The following is a 21136-nucleotide window of genomic DNA, read 5'->3' on the forward strand; positions in this document are numbered from 1 at the left end:
GCATTGGTTATAAATCAGGCAATATCAAGTTTTTTAAAGGTTATTGTCGGGGCTGGAATGGTTGTTTTGATGTACACTTTCAGTGAACAGCGCATTAGCAATTTTCAGTTGCTCTGCTACTCGACAGATAACTGTAAAAATATACAGTTACAGCGGTTGTGTGGTAAAAATGCAAGAATGAACAATCGGGTCATTCAGGCATTATTCTTTGAGCAATAGCAAACAAGTCGTTCAACAAGGCTTTGTGCTTAACCGCAACAGTTGGGATCACAATGGACATTCCGTTGTTTCACTGTGGGTTGTCACTGACGATGAGCCTGCACGACTGGTGATGGAGCATGAACAGCCACTGTTCTTTGTAGAATCTGGCAGCCAGAAAGAGGCTGCTAACCTGCTGGAAACAAAGAATATTGCTCACGACACCAAGCCTTTAACTCTGGCAACGTTTGAGCATCAGTCAGTGACTGCCTTCTACTTTTACACGCTCGATACCTTTTATCGGGGGCAGGAACTGCTCAGGAAAAGCGGTATCACGGTTTTGGAAGGTGATATTCGTCTTCACGAACGCTATCTAATGGAGCGGTTTGTTTATGGCGGCATTCGCTTTATCGGTAATCCAGTGTCCAGACAGGGCTTCACCGAGTATCAAAACGTTCGAATAAAACCCGCTGAATACCTTCCCTTATTCAAAGTGATCTCTCTGGATATAGAGTGTTCCGCCAAGGGCGAGCTTTACTCTATTGGTTTGTCAGGGTGTCAGGCCGACGTTGTATTAATGATCGGTAATCCACAGCCAGACAGCCCGGACTGGATTCACTGGGTCAGGGATGAGCCATCTTTGTTACGAACCTTTGAACAGGCAATCCAACACCGTGATCCGGATATTATTATTGGCTGGAATGTTATCAACTTCGACTGCCGTTTGTTATTAAAGCGAGCCCGGCAGCATGGCATCACACTGCGGATTGGTCGGAATCGTCAGGCAGCCCGCTGGCGGGAGCGAGCCGATACACAACAGGGGTTTATTACCATTCCGGGGCGGGTGGTGGTTGACGGCATCGACGCTTTAAAGTCCGCCACTTACCAGTTTGACAGCTTCAGCCTGGAATCCGTCGCCCGGCAGTTATTGGGCAAAGGCAAGGAAACCGAAGACGTTGATAACCGCATGGCCATTATCAACCATGACTTTCACCACAACAAAGTCAAGCTGGCAAAGTACAACCTTCAGGATTGCCGGTTGGTGGAAGAAATATTTGACCATACCCGTGTACTGGATTTCCTGCGGCTGCGCAACCAGCTGACCGGCCTGGAGCTGAATCGTATAGGCGGTTCAGTAGCGGCTTTCACCAACTTGTACCTGCCCAAACTGCACAGGGCAGGCTACATTGCTCCCAACTTGCCGGAAGACGGAGGGCTCGCCAGCCCCGGTGGTTATGTGATGAACTCCAGGCCGGGACTGTATCGTAATGTGCTGGTTCTGGATTTTAAAAGCCTCTATCCTTCTATTATCAGAACTTTCAAGATTGACCCGTTGGGGCTAATCGAAGGTTTAAAAGCTCCGGACGACGCTATTCCCGGATTTCGTGGAGCCAGTTTTTCAAGAGATAAACACTTTCTGCCCGATATCATCACCTCATTGTGGCAGCAGCGGGACGAAGCCAAGAAAGAAAAGGATTCTGCACGTTCTCAGGCGATCAAGATTCTGATGAATTCGTTTTATGGGGTTCTGGGTTCCGGAGGTTGTCGATTCTACGACACCCGCCTTGCCAGCTCCATTACCCTGCGTGGTCATGAGATTATGCAACAGACCGCTCGCTGGATAGAGGAGGCAGGGCATCAGGTTATCTATGGCGATACGGATTCAACTTTTGTGCTGTTGGAAGAGTCGTTGTCAGCGAAAGAGGCTGAAAAGACAGGGGATGCTCTTGCCGATATGATTAACCAGCATTGGCAGCAGAAACTGCGTGATGAATTTCACCTTGACTGCCATTTGGAAATTGAGTTTGAAACACTGTACCTGCGCTTCCTGATGCCGACAATTCGGGGCGCAGAGACCGGCAGCAAAAAACGTTATGCCGGTCTGAAATACACGACCGGTGACAAACAACTGGTGGTCAAAGGTCTTGAAACCGTCCGTTCAGACTGGACACCTCTGGCCAAAGCTTTTCAGACAGAACTCTTCCTTCATGTATTCTGCGATCAGCCTCCTGTTGACCTGGTCAGGGATTATGTTCAGCAAACCCTGAACGGTGAACGGAATGAGCAACTGGTTTACCGCAAACGGCTCAGGCGGAAACTCGATCAGTACGTTAAAAATGTACCACCCCAGGTGCGAGCAGCACGGCAGGCCGATGAGCATAATCAAAAACTGGGCAAACCCCTGAAATACCAGAACCGGGGCTGGATCAGTTACTTGATGACGGTGAATGGTCCGGAGGCAGTGGAGTATCAACAGAGTGCTATTGATTACCAGCACTATATTCAGAAGCAACTGAAGCCGGTCGCGGATGGGGTTTTACCATTTGTTGGACTGGATTTTGCGGAACTGGTGGATGAGCAGATAGGGTTGTTTTGAAAGAACGTCGCTATTAATTCCGGGCGACTTACAAGAAAATGCTTTTGTCACGGGTGGTAGTCTATGGTAACTGAAAGCAGGCTTTATCGTTAAAGAATCTCTGACTAACTTAAGCAGAAAAACCGGCATTAAACATGTTCAAACACAATAATAAACTCTCCCTTTCTCCTTCTGACCTTACCCGTTACGTTGAAAGCCCCTTTGCTTCATGGATGGATCGTCTTGCGCTGGAACGACCAGGTTCTGTGCCACAGCAAGACCCGGAAGACCCACTGATGATGGTGCTGCAACGAGAAGGTTATGCCCTGGAAGCCAGCGTTGAAGAACAATTCATGCGAGATGGGCGTTCGTTTCAAAAGATAACAGCAACTTCTCTGGATCAACGGGCAGGGTTGACCCGACAGGCACTGAACAATGGCGTAGATGTGATTGCCCAGGCGCAATTAGTCAGTGATTTCGGGTTCTGTCAGTTTGCAGGGGTTGCTGATTTTCTGGTGAAGAGTTCCGATGGCCAGAGCTATGAGGTGTGGGATGCCAAGCTGAGCACCAAGGTTAAACCGGTATTCCTTTTACAGCTGTGCAGCTATGTCCTGATGCTGGAGAGCAGTTACCGCATTAAGGTCAACGATATTGGCGTGATGCTGGGCAACGGGGAAAAAGAGCGGTTTAAGGTGTGTGATTATTTTGCGTATTTCAAACAGCAGCTCAACACCTTTTTTACGGCACAACAATCATTCAGCCCGGACCAGATGCCAGACCCCGCCGACTCAAAAAAATGGGGTAACTGGTCAGAATATGCTGAACAACTTCTTATTGAACGGGATCATCTGTGGCAGGTGGCAACCATCACACAAGGGCAGATTAAAAAGCTGAAGCATGCTGGTATTCAAACTATGCAGGCTTTGGCTGAGTCTGCCCTGAAGAGAGTAGCAGGCATCCACCCTGAAGTGTTGCAACGCCTGAAAGCTCAGGCTGCCATCCAAAAACGAAGCGCAGGCAAACCCATTCCGGACTACGAAATACTGGAACACCCAGCTGGTGAGGCAAAAGGGCTCGCACTCTTACCGCCTCGTTCCCCACTGGATGTTTTCTTTGATATTGAAGGCTTTCCGCTGGATGAGGGCGGTTTGGAGTACCTCTGGGGCAACACTTATTTTGATGAGTCGGGTACAAAGCAGTTCAAAGATTTCTGGGCTCACAACCGGGAACAGGAAAAGCGGGCTTTTGAAGGCTTTATTTGCTGGGTGTACGACCGCTGGCAGCAAGACCCGGCCATGCATATCTATCACTATGCCAATTACGAAATTGCCGCCTGTCGCAAACTGATGGGACGGTTTGGCTGTTGCGAAGACGAAGTGGATCAGTTGCTCAGAAATGAAGTATTCGTGGACTTATACAAAGTGGTCAAAGGCGGGATGTTGCTGGGTGAACCCCGTTATTCCATTAAAAATGTAGAGCATTTGTATCGGGGCAAACGGCAGACCGAAGTGGGGACAGGCGGTGATTCCGTTGTCGTGTACGATGTCTGGCGACAGGCAAACCTTAAAGGCGAAGAAGGCGATACCTGGGAAACCTCCGCCACCCTTAAAAGCATTCGGGATTACAATATAGACGACTGTGATTCCACACAGGAGCTGACCGCATGGCTTCGGCTAAGGCAGCAAGAGCGAGGTATTGGTTACGTTGGTAAATCTGAAAAGGTAGAGCCGGAGATTAAAGAGACGCTTACTCAGCGTTTAGAACTGCGGGACAGCCTGCTTGAACAGGCAGAAGCACTGGAAACCACCGACTCTAAACAGTCAACTCTGGCGAAAAACCTTGCCTGGATGCTGGAGTTTCACCGTCGTGAGTCCAAGCCGATATTCTGGAAACTGTTTGACAGGTTAGGGCTGGAACCTGCAGAGCTTCACGATGACCTTGATTGCCTTGCCCTTTGTCAGCGGACAGATCGACCACCATTCCCGCCTACTCCCAAAGCCCGTCAAATGGCTTATGAATTTCGTTTTGACCCTCAACAGGAATTTAAAGGTGCCAGTAAAACCTTTTACCTGTTGGGCGTGGAAACGGATGATGGCAAGCGGGTAAAAGTAGACTTCATCAAAGAGGCCAGTGATCTTGAAAACGGTCTGGTAGTTATAAAGTCTAAAGATGAACCGCCATCACTCGTGACCCTGATACCCGATGAATACGTGGCAACTACTGTTATAGAAAAAGCTATTGATCAGGTCGTTTCTGATTTTGCATCGGGGAAAAAACGACAAGGCGCATTGTTTGACTTTCTGAACAGGGCAAAGCCGGTTATTCGCAACACTACCGGCGGAGCCATTGCTCCCAGCACCGATCCGGACCAAAAGCGGCAGGAGATTATCAGCGCAGTAACCCAACTGGATAACAGCTATCTCACCATTCAGGGACCACCGGGTTCTGGTAAGACTTTCACCGGCAAATATCTGATTGCTGAACTGGTGAAATCTGGAGCCAAAGTGGGCATATCCAGCAACAGCCATAAGGCCATTAACAACCTGCTACTGAAAACCGTGGAGCTTTGTGAAGAGCAAACTATCAGTGTTTCGGTGGCTTGCACCAAAAATACCGGAGAAGACATCGAAAACGCAGGCATACCCGTTATTAAAAACAATGAGCTGGCTGACTATGTTGATCAGCCCTGTATTATTGGCGCTACCGCCTGGGGTTTCGCACGGGATGAGATGGTTGATACGCTGGATTACCTCTTTGTGGATGAAGCTGGGCAGGTATCGGTAGTCAATCTTGTGGGCATGAGCCGTTCCGCTAAAAACCTGGTGTTGATGGGGGATCAGATGCAGCTGGGGCAACCCACTCAAGGTACCCATCCCGAAGAAAGCGGATTGTCCATTCTGGATTACCTGCTCCATGAATCGCCCACCATTTCCGAGGATATGGGCGTATTTCTGGGAACCACCTTCCGAATGCATTCAGCCATCAACCGGTTTATTAGCCAGCATATCTACGAAGGAAAACTGCGTTCCAACTGGGGTAATGATAAACGCATCATAAAGGTTCCGGACGATTACAAAGGCGTGCTTCAGCAAGAGGCAGGCATTCATTTTGTGCCGGTTGACCATGAAGGCAACACTCAGGCATCGGATGAAGAGGTAACCGCTATCAAGGCTTTAGCAGAGGAACTGATCGGCAGAACCTTTGTGAATGAAAATGGCGAAGAACAACCCATTGACTGGGACGATATGCTGTTTGTTGCTCCTTATAACCACCAGGTCAGAAAGCTCACTGATGCGCTTGGAGGCAGGGCTAAAGTGGGCAGTGTCGATAAGTTTCAGGGGCAGGAAGCACCTGTCGTCTTTTTAAGCATGTGTGCCAGCGATGCCAGTGAATCCCCGAGGGGCTTGAACTTTCTGTTTGACAGAAACCGAATCAATGTGGCGATCAGTCGGGCGCAGTCGCTGGCGATTGTCGTGGGTCATCCCGGTTTAGGTCACCTCAATGTCAACAGTATTGAACAAATGACATTGGTGAACCTGTACAATGCGCTGGTTGATTATGGTCGAAAGCCTGATGACGATAATAACTAAAGGCAACGACAGTCAGGAAGGAAACAATCATCACCATGTACGACATTATCGGCGATATCCATGGCCACGGCACAGCACTGGTAGAACTCCTCAAAAAACTGGGCTACACAGAGAAAAACGGTGTGTTCTGTCACCCGGATCGAAAAGTCATTTTTGTTGGTGACTTTATTGATCGGGGTTCAGAACATAAAAAAGCACTGACCATTTGTCGCAGCATGGTAGAGCAGGGCAGTGCGCTGGCAGTGATGGGAAACCATGAATTCAATGCCATTTGCTATGCGACACCTGACCCTGAGAATGCGGGTGCATTTCTGAGAAAGCATTCAGAATCAAACCGGCAGGCGCATCAGGCTTTTCTGGATGAATACCCGTTTGGTTCAGCAGAACACAAAGACATAATCGACTGGTTTCGAACGTTGTCATTGTTTCTGGATTTGGAAGCGATTCGTGTGGTGCATGCTGTCTGGCATCATCCCAGCCTGAGCATCATACAGCCATGGATCAATGTTAATCACTGCCTGTTGAGCGATGCTTATGTCGAAGCTTCAAGGCGTGGAAGTGACCTTTATGATGCCGTTGAAAATCTACTCAAAGGCATTGAGTTCAGACTACCGGAACCGTACAGCATTACCGATCAAAATGGCAAGGTTCGCAACGAAGTACGCCTGAAATGGTGGGATGAGCAAGCAACCCGATTGCCTGAAGCGGCCACCAATACAGGCAATACAGAGTTACCAGACGTGGATTTGCCTAATACCATTTTCCGCTACAGAGATTCTGTGCCGTTATTTTTTGGCCATTACTGGATGCAGGGAGCCCCTGAAATACTCAGCCCAAGCATAGCCTGCGTGGACTACAGCAGCAAAAGCAAGAATGGCAAACTGGTGGCCTACCGCTGGCAGGGCGAGCAAACCCTTAATGATGATCATTTTGTCTGGGTGGATCGGGTGGGTTAATGTCACTCCACTCCACCCCTAAAATATCCCAGAGGTTGGCGACAGTACTCAGCAATATAAACAGCCCAAAAGCCAGAGCGTTCATAACCACAAAGCCCAGCGTCAGGCGTTTTGAAAATAACCGGATAAGACTGCCGATGGTTAGTTGACCCAGGAAGTACAGTGCCAGCAAGAAGAAAAGAAGTACCAAAACTTGCGCTATTGTCATAACTGCAATCCTTCATGGTTTCTGACCATTGCTGTTTTCAGGATACAGTTTGGACAGTTGACAGTCAGCCCCAAAACTCTAAAGTAAAAGTGTAGCGCCGATTTATTCCCACTTGCAGGCGCATAACAAATATCGCTAAACAGGAGAGATGCTATGTCCCAGTCTATTTTTACCACCGTCAACGGAACCCCTGTCCACGGGGTTATCACCCACTACGACCCATACGATATCACCGTAGAAATCACTCAGCCGTTTACCCGCTTCACGGCTGGCTGTCATATTCCCTACTTTGCCCGGAGCCATAAACATTACAAAGGAGAAGAGGGCATGAAGAAAGCAACTGAGTTGCTGACCGGATTGTATCGGGATCTCGTCGCAGTGAACTCAAAGAAGGCCCATTTGCAGTCAGAGATAAGAAAGCCAACAGGCTTGCTGGACAACATTCGGGCAATCCAGGAAGAACAAACCACACTCCGGCAGCAAAAATCCTCATTGAAAAAGCACTTTAAAGAGCAGGCTATTTCCCAGAAGAGCTACCAGTCGCAGCTGAAAGCACTGAAAGACAGGGATTTTGAGCTGCGCATGGTAATCGATAACGCTAAAACCGACTTTTTTGACAAGCACCTTTCCGGGCTTGGCGGCTTTGTCAGCACGGAGCAACTGTTTGATTTTCTGGCAGAGTGAACGAGTTTTTTTTCCTGATAGGGAGTAATTGAATTTATAGAAATAAAACTATGGTCTATATTGTTTGCGAGTAAAAAAAGGAGTACGAGCATGAAAAGGGCTTCTTAAGCTAATTTTTCTAATCCCGATATATCTATTTTAAACAGATGTTCCATGAATGGAATTGATATAAATGATGCCCATCATAACTAATGAAAAGGCTCAGAGCCTACTTATAAAAATAGTACGCTTTAACCATGCATGGAAAAGCGCTCAAAGACAATTTGGGCAGAATTCCGGAATTGCTACTGCCTTACGAGATCAAAAAGCTTGCCTGCAGGCTGAATTATTGAGGCATTTTGAGGAGGCTTACCTGGCTAGTGATCAGGATGTTGAAAATGGAGAGGAGCTTTACAGCGTAAGATTGTTTCAATCTAGGAAAATTGATGGTTTGACTCGAAGTGACGTTGAGCACATGCCAGTTCGGATAGCAAAAGAACTATTTACAGAACACGAACTAAGGATGTTACTGAGGCATACTAATGACTGAACTACTTTTCCAGTTGCTTAATTCCCTCGACGGACAGATTACTGTTGGGATCAGTGCTTTTATAGGTATTTGCTTTACTATAACGGTGCTGAATGAAATATGGGATAAACGAAAGGAGCTAATAGAATGGAAAAGAGTCAACAATAATTTTAGAAGTATTACTGAAAATAGCGATGAAAATTCATTATCTGATGAGTTGAAAAAGATAAAGCAGCATTATTTTTCGCCATTACGTTCAAGTGATGGAACAGTGTTATTACGGATGCTGCCCCATGTGTTTTCTGGTCCCCCTAAACCCAGCAAACGCAGGTATATGATTGTTGTTCTTAGCTCCGTTGGTGTTATTGGTACCTTCTGTGGAATTGTTGTTGGCTTATCCGGATTCGATGAAGCAACTGTAAGGGGAGGTGCAGATGAGATGCTGACCTCCATAATGACCTTACTTGGAGGGATGCAAACAGCCTTCTGGACTTCTTTAGTCGGTATGTCTGGCTCAGTTATGCTCTCCCTCTTCATCAATTGGCAAGAAAAGGCTCGCCGAATCAATCATAAGGCAGTTTCAGATAAATTTTTCGATCAATTTCGGCTTGAAACTCTGGCTGATTTTCTTGATCAATTATCGGGGCAGAATCAGGAACAGTTAGCCAAAAAGCAGTTGATTGCTGCCCATAAAAGCGCTCAAGCCTCAGAAACCTTGTTGAAAATGGGTACATCTTTGGAAAAAGCTGCCCAGAACTTTGATGCTGACAAGATAGGTGAGCATATTTCAGGCTCTCTGCAAACCATTTTTGCCACTGAAATGGTTCCTGTGTTTAAGGATATAAGTCGTGAGCTAGAAGAGCTGAGAGCTATAAAACAGGATAATGGCGAAAAAGTTATTCAAGCCATTATGGCTCAGCTCCGTTCAGAAGTGATTCAACCCCTTGCAACACAAATAAAAGAAACTTCTGGATTGGTCCAGGAATCTACTAAAGCTGTATATAGCTTACAAGAAGAGCTTGGGGATATTGCGACAAAACTAGCCAGTGCTGTTTCAACTATACAAACCTTCCAGGAAGAAACACTCGGCAGGCTTTCAGAATTTGCTCAAAAGCTACAGGGCATTTTGGGTGGATTCCAGAATGATACAAAAGTTATCCTGCAAGGTGTTGCTGACCAGCTGGATAGTGCTGTGCAGAAAAGTCTGTCTGCAATGAATGCTCAAAAAGAAGCTTTTGAGCAAAGTGTTCAACACGCAGCAGGTACATTTAAAGGAATTAGAACAGAGTTTGAACAATCCCTTGATAAGCATGCCAAGGTGCAAAAAGAAATGCTGGATGATACTGGTCGGCGTGTCGAGGGAATACTGGACCAGAGCGCTAAGTCATATCAGGCTCAACTTGAGTCTATGGAGCAGGTAGGAAAGGCTGCTTCAGATTTGATTGACTCATCACGGAACAATTTAGAACTTACCCTTAAGAACGTAGAACAAGTATTGGTACGAACACGCAAAACCGTTGAAGAAGAGCTAGAAAAATTCCGGGAGGATTATCAGACAAGCTTGACGATGTTTTTCACTGAGCAGAATAATTTATTGGAAAATACGCTTGGTGAACAGCGTGATGGAATTGCTTCAGTTGTAGAGCAATGCAGTGGTGTATTCAAAGAAGAGTATGAGCGTCGGCTAGAGCTTGGTGTCAAGTTGAGCGGTCATTTGGATGAGCTTCAAAATACTGTAGATATCATAAATAAGTTAACCCAAGCTACACAAATGCTGGATGCTGCACACTTTAACCAGATAGAGCAAACAGCAAATGCTATTGGGCGACAAGTTGGCAGGTTGGAGAAGTCGTATCAAACAACATCTGAACTGTTCGGGAATTTACTAAAACAGGTTCCGGATGCTCTAAACCAATATTTTGAAAGAGCCAATACTACACATAATGAATACTTTACAGAAATGGATAAGGCCTCTGCCAAAATTCATAACAGGTTGTTGCAATCAGCAGAATATTTGATATCAGGAGAGCATCAAAGGCGTATTATGGATGAGGATGGAGCCAATTCGTAATGAATTTTACAAATAACAATGATTGGCAAGAAGAGCCTGATGATGGAACGGGGACTGAATGGCTTTCGGTTGCTGATTTGATGTCAGGACTTTTACTGCTTTTTGCACTGTTAATTGTAGCCGCACTTTACCAGCTAAAAACAATTCAGGAAACTTCAGAACATAAACGTATAGTTATTATTCAGGCACTAGAGCGACAATTGAATGACAATGGAATAAATGCTGAGGTTAATCCTGAAACAGGAGATATTACCTTGCTTGATTCTGTTCTTTTTGATTTTGACAAATACTATCTAAAGCCAGAAGGCAAAGTTTTTTTGGATAAATTTATACCAGTATATGCGAATGTCATATTTAGCAACCCAGTTGTAACCGAGGAAATTGTAAGAGTTATTATTGAGGGGCATACCAGCTCTGATGGAATACGTTCCTACAACATGAACTTGAGTTCTAGAAGATCGAATAGTGTTTATCAGTACATAGATCAAATGAAAATTAACAATAAACCTGAATTTCTGAAAAAAATATCGATTTCAGGGCGAGGCTCTATGGATGCCAACCTTGAAAAAGGTCTTGCTGAAGACCGAAAGGTTGTATTTAAAATGCAATTCCGATCGGAAGAAGCATTTATGAACTTTCTTAAAGGAAGTTAAATCTAATGGGCAAGCTTAGCTTTAGTTCCTTTGGTCAGGCTTTGCCTTTAGAAATGCAGCTTCTAGCCCGGAAGTTGGATCAAGTACAACCAAAAGTAAATTTTGATGATCTAATACTTCCAGTACTGCCTGCACGTGACATTGATGAATTGCTGCAAGCCATATCAGAAGACAAGGCTCAAGAAATATCATTGTTAGAATGGATCGGTCTGTTTGATGGAAAGGAGGAGTGGGATCGAAGCAATAAGAGTAAGCAACAGAAAAGTAATATTTTGATCTGGAAGCACATTTGCAAATTACCGGCTGCCAGAAGACAAGCTATGTGGAGACTTTGTCAGTATCTGGCTGGCCGGACTGAGTTGCTTCCAAAGGGGATGGTGAATACATTTGACACATGTATCACCATCATTGAACGAGTCGAAAGTCAGAGAACCCGCATTATTCAAGCCATAAGGAAGCGGAAAGGGTTGGGGGTAGCCATGTTAGCATTAGAAACTGGATGTAAACCGGCGCAGCTCTTTGCTAGAGTTGGCTTCCCTCCCGAGGCAGCAAAACGACTGAATTCGCTTGATTATCTTGAGCAAGCTTATAAGGAAACAGGATATAATCAGAACTCTTCCGCTTATATAACTATTTTTAAAAAGCTATCAGTTCAAGAGCAGGATGAATCTGTCGCCAGGCTTTTAAAAGCAGGTGATAACGATAAGCTTGGAAATATTGATAGATTATTGGAATTATTAAAAAATCGTTATAGCCCTGAGATTCAGGGAAGTCGCTGGTCTTTTTTAGATACGCAGGCAAAAAGTAGTCTCCGTGAACTTTTAGGATATGCATGGTTTACAGAGTTCAGGCGTCTTGTTTATCTTTTGGCTTCGGCAAAAGTGAGTCGGGTTACCAACCTGGATGAGAGGTCTTGCAACCAACTTAAGAAGCGAGTTACATTTTGGGAAAATTACCAAAGTCGATTAAGAAGTTTTCGAGTTTTTTTTCCTGACCGGACAGCCTATCTTGCCAGTAATCAGGGAATCAGCCTTTCTAACTATGGGGCAGTTGATGGTTTTCCAAGTATCAGTCAAGAGACAGAAGTCTGTGTACTTGAGTTTGAAAAGTATATTATCATAGAGTTTCTTCGAGGCCATATCAGTGAGTTAAGAGTATTTGAGAAATCTTCAGGTAATGTAAATAAGCTTTTATCTTCATCTCGACTGAGCCTTCACCAGATTTTAGACTTAGAATGTAAGCATGAACATGACCATATGATTTTCTGGCAAAATTCTTGCGCCGATATGTTGAAAAATAAGTGTTCTATTATTCCAGATGATCATTTATGTAAATTCAAAATTGATGATGGTTTCTTTATTCCTTATAGTAAAAAAGGTGGACTCAGACCTTTGACTCAAGAACAAATAAACGACAGGGAGAGCCAGCTCAGAAAGAACACTCAGCGATCAAGGAGTAAGTCATTAAAAAAAGTTGAAGATATCAATCTTCAACCTGAAGATAAATTGTATTTTAAGGAGGACTCAAACGCTTATGCTTTTGTCGATTCTGTAAGTCCCACTGAAATCGTGGTAAGGGTTTCTAATGGTACAAAATTTAACGTTCCAAAAGACCGTATTTCTGATTTGTTTTTAGGCTTCTCATAAGATGATTAAGTAAAGATGTAGCGTCGATTTATACTCACTTACAGGCGCAGCTCAATACCCCCACCCGGAACCCCCCAGAGGCTCCCCATTCAGCAAATCCCTGCTGCGTCGCCACTGAGGTAAAAAACGATCCATATAAGCCTTGAAACGGTCGTTATGGTGCCGTTCCAGCAGGTGAACCAGCTCATGCACCAGAATATACTCCAGACACTCAACAGGCTTTTTAACCAGCTCAAGATTGATAAGAATTCTGGCCGCTGAAATATTGCAGGAACCCCAACGGGTTTTCATTTTTCGAATATGCCAGTCAGTGACCTCAACCCCGATGACCGATTGCCATTTCTGCAGTAACGGAGGGATTTGCTGTTTTAACTGCTCCCGATACCATTCCGTCAACACCTTTTCACGGTTAGCCTGACTGGTTCCGGGAGCAACGGTCAGCTGCATCCAGCGATTGTTTTTCAGCTTGAGAGAGTGTGGCCCATGCTGTTCCAACACTTCAAGGCGATAGCGTCTTCCCATAAAATAGTGGCTCTCCCCCGCAACCATTTCCCTTGGAGACTGCCTTGGCTGGGCTGCAAAAGCGGCTTGCTGTTTTCTGATCCAGGCAAGGCGGGAAATAACAGCCAGCCGGATGTTTTCGTCCGAAATGTGTTCAGGAACGGCGATTCTAACCCGTCCATCCGGTGGGTACACAGCCAGATGCAGGTTTTTAATATCCTTGCGAACAACCTCCACAGGAATATTTCGAACCACCATAAGGTTTTCTTCCGCGTTTTCTTGGGAACTCAAACAGCTATTGCCTCTTGTTGATCTCTCTCATCCATGGGTATCAATAGTCACCCTGACTTTTTACCAGCTCAACAATAGCATCCCGTTGATCGGCTCGCTCTCCCAGAGCATGTTCAATGGCTTTGCTGACTTTTTTCAACTTAAAACGCTGGTCTCGCCAACCTTCTTTTTTGGTCATCATAACCGCCTGATCCACTTGCAGGGCCAGCGCTTCATCATGGTCAAGGTTGTCATACAATGCCCGTTTGGCGGCTGTGTCCAGTGAGTTAGGGTAGCCACCGGAACCTGTTCCTTCAGGGCTGACGATTTTGCCTGCCAGCTCCTTCACTTTTTGCAGATACTTTTCATAATCCAGAGCTTCTTTCTTGCGCTGCTTAATCAGGGCATCCAGAAGTTCAGACATTTTTTCGTAATATCTTGGGTTGTTGGCCTGTTCATCAATGATCACCTTCCGCATATTGTTCTCAATGGTTTCTGCCATTGAGTCCTTATCCTTCCGGATATTTCTGGGCAGCTTCTGTAGTTCACTTAAGTCATTTTCTACAATCAGGTCAATCAGGCCCAGCTCCTCGAAATCCGCAATCGTTTCACTGTCATCGGCTCGAATGTAATTATCAAATAAATGACGCATAGCAGGCTCGTAGAGCTTCATATCGAGATAATCAGCGCTGGCCAGTTTGACCTCTTTGCAGACATCATCAAAATGAGTGACATCTTTCTTTATCTCTGCTATCTGCTCAGGCGTGAGACCCGCTTCAGGCATCTCATTGGCAAGGTTGGCATAGGCTCTGAGCAGTGAACCTACCGCTTTGTACAGGGCGACACGCCTGGGTTCATTTTCCTGCAAGGCGTCTTTATCACTGGTATCCGCCGCACAGAAATAATGCAGGTAATCTCTGGTGGCTCTTGGCTCCCTGACCGGCTCACAGATCGCTTTAACAGTTTCCAGTGCCGCTTCCAGTTGCTCCCGGGCTTTTTCCAGCCGGTCTGTTAGCAGACCTTCCACATCGCTGTCATCAAACCCCTCCAAAGCACCGTCGGTGTAATCATTGATGGCGCCTTCGAGACGTTTGAACAAATCCTTGTAATCGATGATATAACCGTATTCCTTATCATCACCATCCAGCCGGTTGACACGGCAGATCGCCTGAAACAGGCCGTGATCCTGCATCTTTTTATCGATATAGAGGTAGGTAGCCGATGGCGCATCAAACCCGGTCAGCAGTTTATCCACCACAATCAACAGGCGCATCTGTCCCGGTTCTTTGAGAAAGCGTTCCTTGACCTGAATTTCAAACTTCTCCGTCATGCCCATGGCTTTATCTTCAGGCAGGTCAAAGTGATCAGCCAGCATTTTGCGGTAGATTTCATACTGCTTAAGCTTTTCAGTCAGACCTTCACCACTCTCTTCACCCTTAATATCACTGGTGGCCGGTTTATAGCTGGTGATAATGGCACACTTGCCCTTCAGGTCGGTCTGATTGAACATTTCATAGCATTTACAGGCCTGATAGATACTTGAACAGACCAGCATGGCATTGCCATGACCATCCATCAGTCGGGGCTTGGTCTCCATATCCAGCAGAATATCCGCCACAATTTTTCGCAGACGATCCTGACTGGACAACACCTTCTGCATCGTGCCCCATTTCTGCTTCAACTGGCTTTTCGCCAGGGCAGAAAGCCCCTTGGTTTTTGCGTCAAACCACTCATCAACCTTGTTCTGGTTAGTGACGTTCTGGTCGATATCACGGGCTTCATAACGAAGGTCCAGTACGACCTCATCACTCACCGCTTCATTAAATTTGTAGGTGTGAATGTAAGTACCAAAGACCTCAATGCTTTTCTTCTTATCTTTTTTCAGTAGCGGTGTACCCGTAAAACCAATAAACAGGGCACTGGGCAGAATCAGCTTCATGGCGTCGTGCAATTTGCCGGACTGGGTTCTGTGGCATTCATCCACAAAGACAAACAGCTCGCCTTTGGCTTTAAAGCCATAAGGCAGGCTCTTTTTCATAGCCTCAATAAATTCTTCCGTTGCCTTGTCATCCTCTTTCTCTGACCGACGACCAAACTTGTGAACCAACGAGCAGACCAACCACTCACCGGGGCTGTTCAGGGTGCTGATGAGTTTCTCGCCACTGGGTGCCCGGAAGATATCTTCATCCACCCCGTTAAAGACTTTTTCGATCTGTTCGTCCAGTTCCGTCCGGTCAGTAATAATCACCACACGGGCGTCTTTGATATTTTCCCTGATCCACTTGGCCAGCCAGACCATGGTCAAACTTTTACCGGAACCCTGAGTGTGCCAGATAATGCCGCCGTTTCTGTTAGCAATACGCTTTTTAGCCGCCTGAATACCAAAGTACTGATTCTGTCGACAGGTCTTTTTAATACCGGCATCGAAGACAATAAAGTCGTGAATCAGTTCCAGAAAACGCTTCTTTTCGCACAGGCGGAGCAGGGCGCAGTCGAGGGGGTTATCAGAACGGTCACAGCCATCACCGGGCAGAAACTTATCTTCATCCGCAAGTTTTGGTGTCCAGGACGGATTTTGCTCTTTCCAGCTCAGATAAAACTTTTCCGGTGTTTCGATGGTTCCGTAGCGCAGCCCTTCCGTATCATTCCCCGCCATCACCAGTTGCTGGGTGGCGTAGAAATTACGGATAAAGTCTTTTTTCTGATTATCCAGATTCTGTCGTATGCCTTCGCCAATGGAGACTTTCGAGCGTTTCAGTTCCAACACACCCAAGGCAATACCGTTCACATAGATAACAATATCCGGTCGCTTATTGTTGACACCCTTAATGGAAACTTCTTCAGCAATAGCGAAATGGTTGTTCTCCGGATGCTTCCAGTCAACCAACCAGACCGTCTGGTTTTGTTCTCCTGCGCCTTCCTTAACCTTTACGCCGTATCGCAGCAGCCGGTAAACCTCTTTGTTGGCATCATAAAGGTTTTTCCCTTCGCCAAGCGCCGCCCCCTTATTCAACTCCCGCAGGGCTTTATTAATCAGTGTGCCGTTATATCCCTGTCTGGAGAGGAAGGTGGTCAACAGACCTTCCTCTATATTGCGGTTATTCTCCCGGGGCTCCCAGTTGCCCAGATAACCATAATCCAGATGATCCTGAAATAGCTGGACAACACGATCCTGAGTTGCCCGTTCCTTTTGGCCGACGGTGTTCATTATTCTTCCTCCCTGTACTCCAGATGTTGACGGGCGGCTTCTATAGACTGCTTCAACTTGGCTTCCAGCACCTCTTTCGGCGGCAGACTAGTCAGGTAGTCGGCGACCCGGATATTGCTTTTATCCAGTTCCATCAGTTCGATATGTTGCTGGTTTTTGCCTGTGCATTCCGCACACAGTGTGTGCTGAATCTCTGAATCGGGAAATACCTGCGCTGCCCGCAGGCAATAGCGCAGCAAGGTTTCGCTCCAACCCCGGCCATAGGTTTGGGTGAGCTGGTGGGCGAGGGTGGCGACAATCTGCTTGCCATACTCGGCTCTTTCATTAGCCAGCACTGCCTCATTGATGCGTTGCCCCACATGAAGATAGAGCAGGGTGAGTTCGGCATTAACGGCAACCGCCGCCCGTTGCCGGGCGCTGTCGATCAGGGTGCGGATATCGCTGACCAGTTGTTGCTCGTCAGAGGGCAGGGCAGATGCGGTATTAGCTGAGGGTTTGTTTTTCTTGCTCATATCAGCCGGGTTCTCCCTGTTAGCAGTTCTTGCATCATGCCTTGTTTTAGTTGTTGGGTTTTGGTGAGCTGATTCTTGACTGACTCAATCTCTTCATCCATGTCTGAAAGAATTTTACCGATAGCTACCTGCTCCTTATATGAATGAAAAACTGGCAATTCATAGTTTTCAATTGCAGACAATGGAACTCGACGGTGTCCGGCTGAACCAACCATTTCAGCTTCAAGGTCTGCTCTGAAACTTGCAAGTAAAGTTTGTTGGTAAATGTATTGAGGATCATTGCCTTTTTGAGCCCTCAGCACATGAAATTCAGTGCTACCAAAACCAACCTGAGTATTTATGTTATCGAGAAATGCACCCTTGCCATTTTCAAAGCAAGGGGTGATTTTTGCTACAAGAACATCATTCTTTTCAAAGTATGTGAATCCAGATTTTATCTCTGAGAAAGGTAAAACATTTGTGCCTTTTATACGGGCATCTTCTGAAACGTCCTGCATTCCGATAAAGGTAACATCTTCATTTTCGGAGATTGTTTTTTTACTTATAGTTTGGTCAAAAAGTTCACCGAAACGAGTGGCTGATGAGCTTTGCTCTTCAAACTCAGGCAGGCGCTTTTTCCCCGTCAGCAGTTGCTGCATGGTGGCGGTTTTGATGGCGCGCTTTTTGGCGATCAGTTTTTCCAGTGATGTGATCAGGGTGTCAACACCAGACAGAGCCTGAGCTATTAACTGTTGCTCCTCAAGAGTCGGAGGTACAGGAATAGGATAAGTTTTGAGCTTTTGGCCGTTGATGTTTGCCTGACTAACAGCAACACTCAGGATCAGTTTGCTGTACTTCTTTGCCTGATTGGTATTAAGAATGTAGTTCAGGTATTCCGCATCCAGTAACTCTTCCTTTCTGTTTATACGAATCAGATACCCAGCGAAAATAGCAGGAAATTCCCCTTTATAAATGGACGTTTTTCCAACTAAATCAACAGTGTTTGTGCGATTAAAGAGAACATCATTGTGATTCAATTGGTACTTGGAGATTTCAGCTTCATCATCTGTGTAAACAAGGTCGTCCCAATCAACTTGCCCATCCTGAAGGTTACCCATACGCAGAACAGGCATAGCTCCAGAGCTAGAAGACTTCGCAGAAGAACCATATTCAACACTATGAACCAGCTCACCTAAAGGTTTTACATCCCAATCTTCAGGAATAATCCAATGCTCAGTCTGTTTATACCCAGCTGGCAACTGCCCACTGTCCACTGACAACTGACTCACCATCTTACCCCCATCTTCTTCAGATGCCCATCCACTTTCCCAGCCAGCTCACTCACCATTGTCGTCAGTTCCGGCAAAGGCTCAGCATAACGCTCTTCCAGAGTTTTTACCCGATTAGCCAGCTGCTGGGTAACACGCTCTACTTCCGCTTTAATATCACTTTTAATGGTGGCCAGCCATTTGTCTTCGATCACCAGCTCCTTGATCTGTCGTTCATCCAACTCCGGATACTTGTCGTATACCGCCTGATCCAGCTTGGTTTGAGCTTCTTTAACGGCTTTATTGGCAGCAGCTTCTTTGTTAAACAGGCTCTGGCACTTTTTCAGAACTGCAATCTCGTCATCATCCGACAGCGAGTTTTTCAGGGCTTTCAGTCGAGCAGTCACCGTTGCCTTAGTGACTTTTTCCTTATCGTTTTTCGCTTCTTCCAGCAGACCATCGTCGCCTGCATTCTCTTCGATATAGGTTTCTACAGCCTGAGTCGCCTCATCCTTCTTCACCTGCAATGCATCCACAGTATTTTGCTGTTCTTCAAAATACCGGGCAACAATCAACGACGGAGGAATTAGGTCGGATTTGTATTTGACCTTGTTAATCACCAGGTCAGGCGTTTCTTTCAGTTTCTCGCCTTTCGCCACTTTCAGGGTTCGCAGCTCATTACCGGCTTTCCAGCCATCCTGGGTGATCACATACACATCGTCCTGCATATTCTCTTTCCAGTATTCCATCAGCAACTGGTAGATATCGTATTTATCCAGCAGGTCGGCTTTGGCAAAGCGGGTAAGCAAATCTTCAGACAGCGTGTGAATCAATGCCTTGGCATCGTCGTCAATGGCAATACTCTCCAAACGGTGCAAATGCTCCGCTTCCCACTGGTCGTAAATCCTGAGGCTGCTGGTGGAGAAAGCCTTAAACTCCTGATGGGCCAGAATGGTGTTTTTCACCTGTGTGGCTTCAATACAGGCATGGCTGTAACCACTGAGATCGGAAGGTTTGAACAGGGTGTTTCGCAAATTGGGGAATACCCGCCAGAAGTGGCTTAACGCATCAATATCCCCATCAGGAATACCACCACGCATGTGGGCGGTGAGGTCGTGCAGGTCTTCCGCTTCAGTGGAATCGATATAACGGGGAATATTCAGGTTGTAGTCGTTATCTTCAATCTCCCGGTAGTTCACCATACGAGCGTAGCCGGGCAGGGGCGTTTGATGGGTGAAGATATCAACAATTTTATGGATATCCTGGGCACGCAGACGGTTTTTATTGCCATCCTTCATAAAGCCCTTGCTGGCATCCACCATAAAGATTCCGGCACGGCTGGACGCCTGCGCCTTGTCGATCACAATAATACAGGCAGGAATACCGGTTCCGTAAAACAGGTTGGCAGGCAGACCAATAATGCCTTTGATATAACCCTGTTTAATGAGGTTCTGGCGAATACTGGCTTCCACATTGCCACGGAACAACACGCCATGAGGCAGAATCACCGCACCCTTACCGCTGCTTTTCAGGGACTTGATAATATGCAACAGGAAAGCGTAGTCCCCGTTTTTCTCTGGCGGAATACCATAGTCAAAACGACCAAACTCATCATCTGCCGGGTTCAGGCCAGTGCTCCAGGCTTTAAAAGAAAACGGTGGATTGGCTACAGCAAAGTCAAACTGTTTCAGGCGGCCATCGTCTTCTTTCCACTGGGGGGAAGAGAGGGTATTGTCCTGCCAGATTGATGCATCCACATTGTCGTGCAGAATCATGTTCATACGCGCCAGTGCTGAAGTGGCGTTGTCCATCTCCTGCCCGTAAATGGTCAACCCTCGGGGAGCCTGGTCCGCCGCTTTCAACAACAGGGAGCCGGAACCACAGGTCGGGTCATAAACGGTTAAATCCTGAGAGGTGTCTTTGGTGATACCGACCACTTTAGCCAGAATCTGGGAGACTTCGGCAGGGGTGTAAAACTGTCCCTTACTCTTACCGGACTCCGTGGCAAAGTGGCGCATCAGAAATTCATAGGCATCACCCAGCAAGTCATCACCGTGCGCCCGATTCGCCCCTAAATCCAGCCCCTGAAAAATACCGACCAGCTTGGACAGCCGGTCCTGCATCTCCTTGCCTTTGCCCAGCTTGTCTTCATCGTTGAAGTCGGCAACATCAATCACGCCTTTCAGGTCGTTCTCTTCCGCCAGCGCACCGATGATTTTGTTGATCTTGTCGCCTATCTCTTTGTCGCCTTTCAGGGCAACCATATCGCCGAACGAACCACCTTTTGGTACTTCCAGCAGAAAGTCAGGATCATTATCGGCTTTATCAGAGACGTACTTCATAAACAGCATGGTCAGTACATAATCCTTGTACTGGGAGGCATCCATCCCGCCACGCAGCTCGTCGCAGCTTTGCCAGAGGGAGGAATAGAGTTCGGTTTTTTTGATGGCCATATAAAATCCGGGGGAGGTGTCAGCCATTGTCATACGACGGCTGATACATAATAGTCTGCGGGTTTGTCAGGCAGT

The 21136-nt window shown here is 46.4% G+C and carries 14 protein-coding genes; 8 read left to right on the forward strand and 6 right to left on the reverse strand.

Annotated elements, in window-relative coordinates:
- The first annotated feature begins 208 nt into the window (after positions 1–208).
- The 3 genes from V5J35_RS23065 to V5J35_RS23075 all read left to right on the forward strand — a co-directional run bounded on the left by V5J35_RS23065 (position 209) and on the right by V5J35_RS23075 (position 7100).
- A complete protein-coding gene (locus V5J35_RS23065) occupies positions 209–2575 on the forward strand; it encodes a DNA polymerase II (protein WP_354009374.1) in 2367 nt (788 codons plus the stop codon).
- Between the two features lie 134 nt (positions 2576–2709).
- Positions 2710–6144, forward strand: a complete 3435-nt coding sequence (locus tag V5J35_RS23070; protein WP_354009375.1) for a TM0106 family RecB-like putative nuclease — start codon at positions 2710–2712, stop codon at positions 6142–6144.
- A gap of 35 nt (positions 6145–6179) precedes the next feature.
- Positions 6180–7100, forward strand: a complete 921-nt coding sequence (locus V5J35_RS23075) for a metallophosphoesterase (RefSeq protein WP_354009376.1) — start codon at positions 6180–6182, stop codon at positions 7098–7100.
- Here V5J35_RS23075 and V5J35_RS23080 read toward each other — a convergent pair.
- A complete protein-coding gene (locus tag V5J35_RS23080; RefSeq protein WP_354009377.1) occupies positions 7060–7308 on the reverse strand; it encodes a hypothetical protein in 249 nt (82 codons plus the stop codon). The two genes, V5J35_RS23075 and V5J35_RS23080, sit on opposite strands and share 41 nt — an antisense overlap.
- A 153-nt stretch (positions 7309–7461) precedes the next feature.
- On the opposite strand from V5J35_RS23080, the gene V5J35_RS23085 reads away from it, so the two are divergent.
- The 5 genes from V5J35_RS23085 to V5J35_RS23105 all read left to right on the forward strand — a co-directional run bounded on the left by V5J35_RS23085 (position 7462) and on the right by V5J35_RS23105 (position 12870).
- Positions 7462–7992, forward strand: coding sequence for a hypothetical protein (locus V5J35_RS23085; RefSeq protein WP_354009378.1), 531 nt, complete (start codon positions 7462–7464; stop codon positions 7990–7992).
- A gap of 172 nt (positions 7993–8164) precedes the next feature.
- A complete protein-coding gene (locus V5J35_RS23090; RefSeq protein WP_354009379.1) occupies positions 8165–8521 on the forward strand; it encodes a hypothetical protein in 357 nt (118 codons plus the stop codon).
- A complete protein-coding gene (locus tag V5J35_RS23095) occupies positions 8514–10571 on the forward strand; it encodes a hypothetical protein (protein WP_354009380.1) in 2058 nt (685 codons plus the stop codon). Before V5J35_RS23090 ends, V5J35_RS23095 begins: the two co-directional genes overlap by 8 nt.
- Positions 10571–11224, forward strand: coding sequence for an OmpA family protein (locus tag V5J35_RS23100; RefSeq protein WP_354009381.1), 654 nt, complete (start codon positions 10571–10573; stop codon positions 11222–11224). The genes V5J35_RS23095 and V5J35_RS23100 overlap by 1 nt, the downstream gene beginning before the upstream one ends.
- A gap of 5 nt (positions 11225–11229) precedes the next feature.
- Positions 11230–12870 (forward strand): EH signature domain-containing protein, encoded by a 1641-nt coding sequence (locus tag V5J35_RS23105; RefSeq protein ID WP_354009382.1) that lies wholly within the window; start codon positions 11230–11232, stop codon positions 12868–12870.
- Between the two features lie 51 nt (positions 12871–12921).
- Here V5J35_RS23105 and V5J35_RS23110 read toward each other — a convergent pair whose 3' ends face one another.
- From V5J35_RS23110 to V5J35_RS23130, 5 genes are read right to left on the reverse strand one after another with little or no spacing between them, the layout of a single operon-like run.
- Positions 12922–13662, reverse strand: a complete 741-nt coding sequence (locus V5J35_RS23110) for a M48 family metallopeptidase (RefSeq protein WP_354009383.1) — start codon at positions 13660–13662, stop codon at positions 12922–12924.
- A 40-nt stretch (positions 13663–13702) separates the two neighbouring features.
- On the reverse strand, positions 13703–16849 hold the full coding sequence (locus V5J35_RS23115; protein WP_354009384.1) for a type I restriction endonuclease subunit R: 3147 nt from the start codon (positions 16847–16849) through the stop codon (positions 13703–13705).
- A complete protein-coding gene (locus tag V5J35_RS23120) occupies positions 16849–17361 on the reverse strand; it encodes a DUF1016 N-terminal domain-containing protein (protein WP_354009385.1) in 513 nt (170 codons plus the stop codon). Before V5J35_RS23120 ends, V5J35_RS23115 begins: the two co-directional genes overlap by 1 nt.
- Positions 17358–18632 carry a restriction endonuclease subunit S gene (locus tag V5J35_RS23125; protein WP_354009386.1) on the reverse strand — a complete coding sequence of 425 codons (1275 nt, stop codon included), beginning with the start codon at positions 18630–18632 and terminating at the stop codon, positions 17358–17360. Before V5J35_RS23125 ends, V5J35_RS23120 begins: the two co-directional genes overlap by 4 nt.
- Positions 18626–21061: a type I restriction-modification system subunit M gene (locus V5J35_RS23130; RefSeq protein ID WP_354009387.1), complete on the reverse strand. Its 2436-nt coding sequence runs from the start codon at positions 21059–21061 to the stop codon at positions 18626–18628. Before V5J35_RS23130 ends, V5J35_RS23125 begins: the two co-directional genes overlap by 7 nt.
- Between the last annotated feature and the right edge of the window lie 75 nt (positions 21062–21136).

It is taken from the genome of Endozoicomonas sp. NE40 (genome assembly GCF_040549045.1).
GTDB lineage: Bacteria > Pseudomonadota > Gammaproteobacteria > Pseudomonadales > Endozoicomonadaceae > Endozoicomonas_A > Endozoicomonas_A lisbonensis.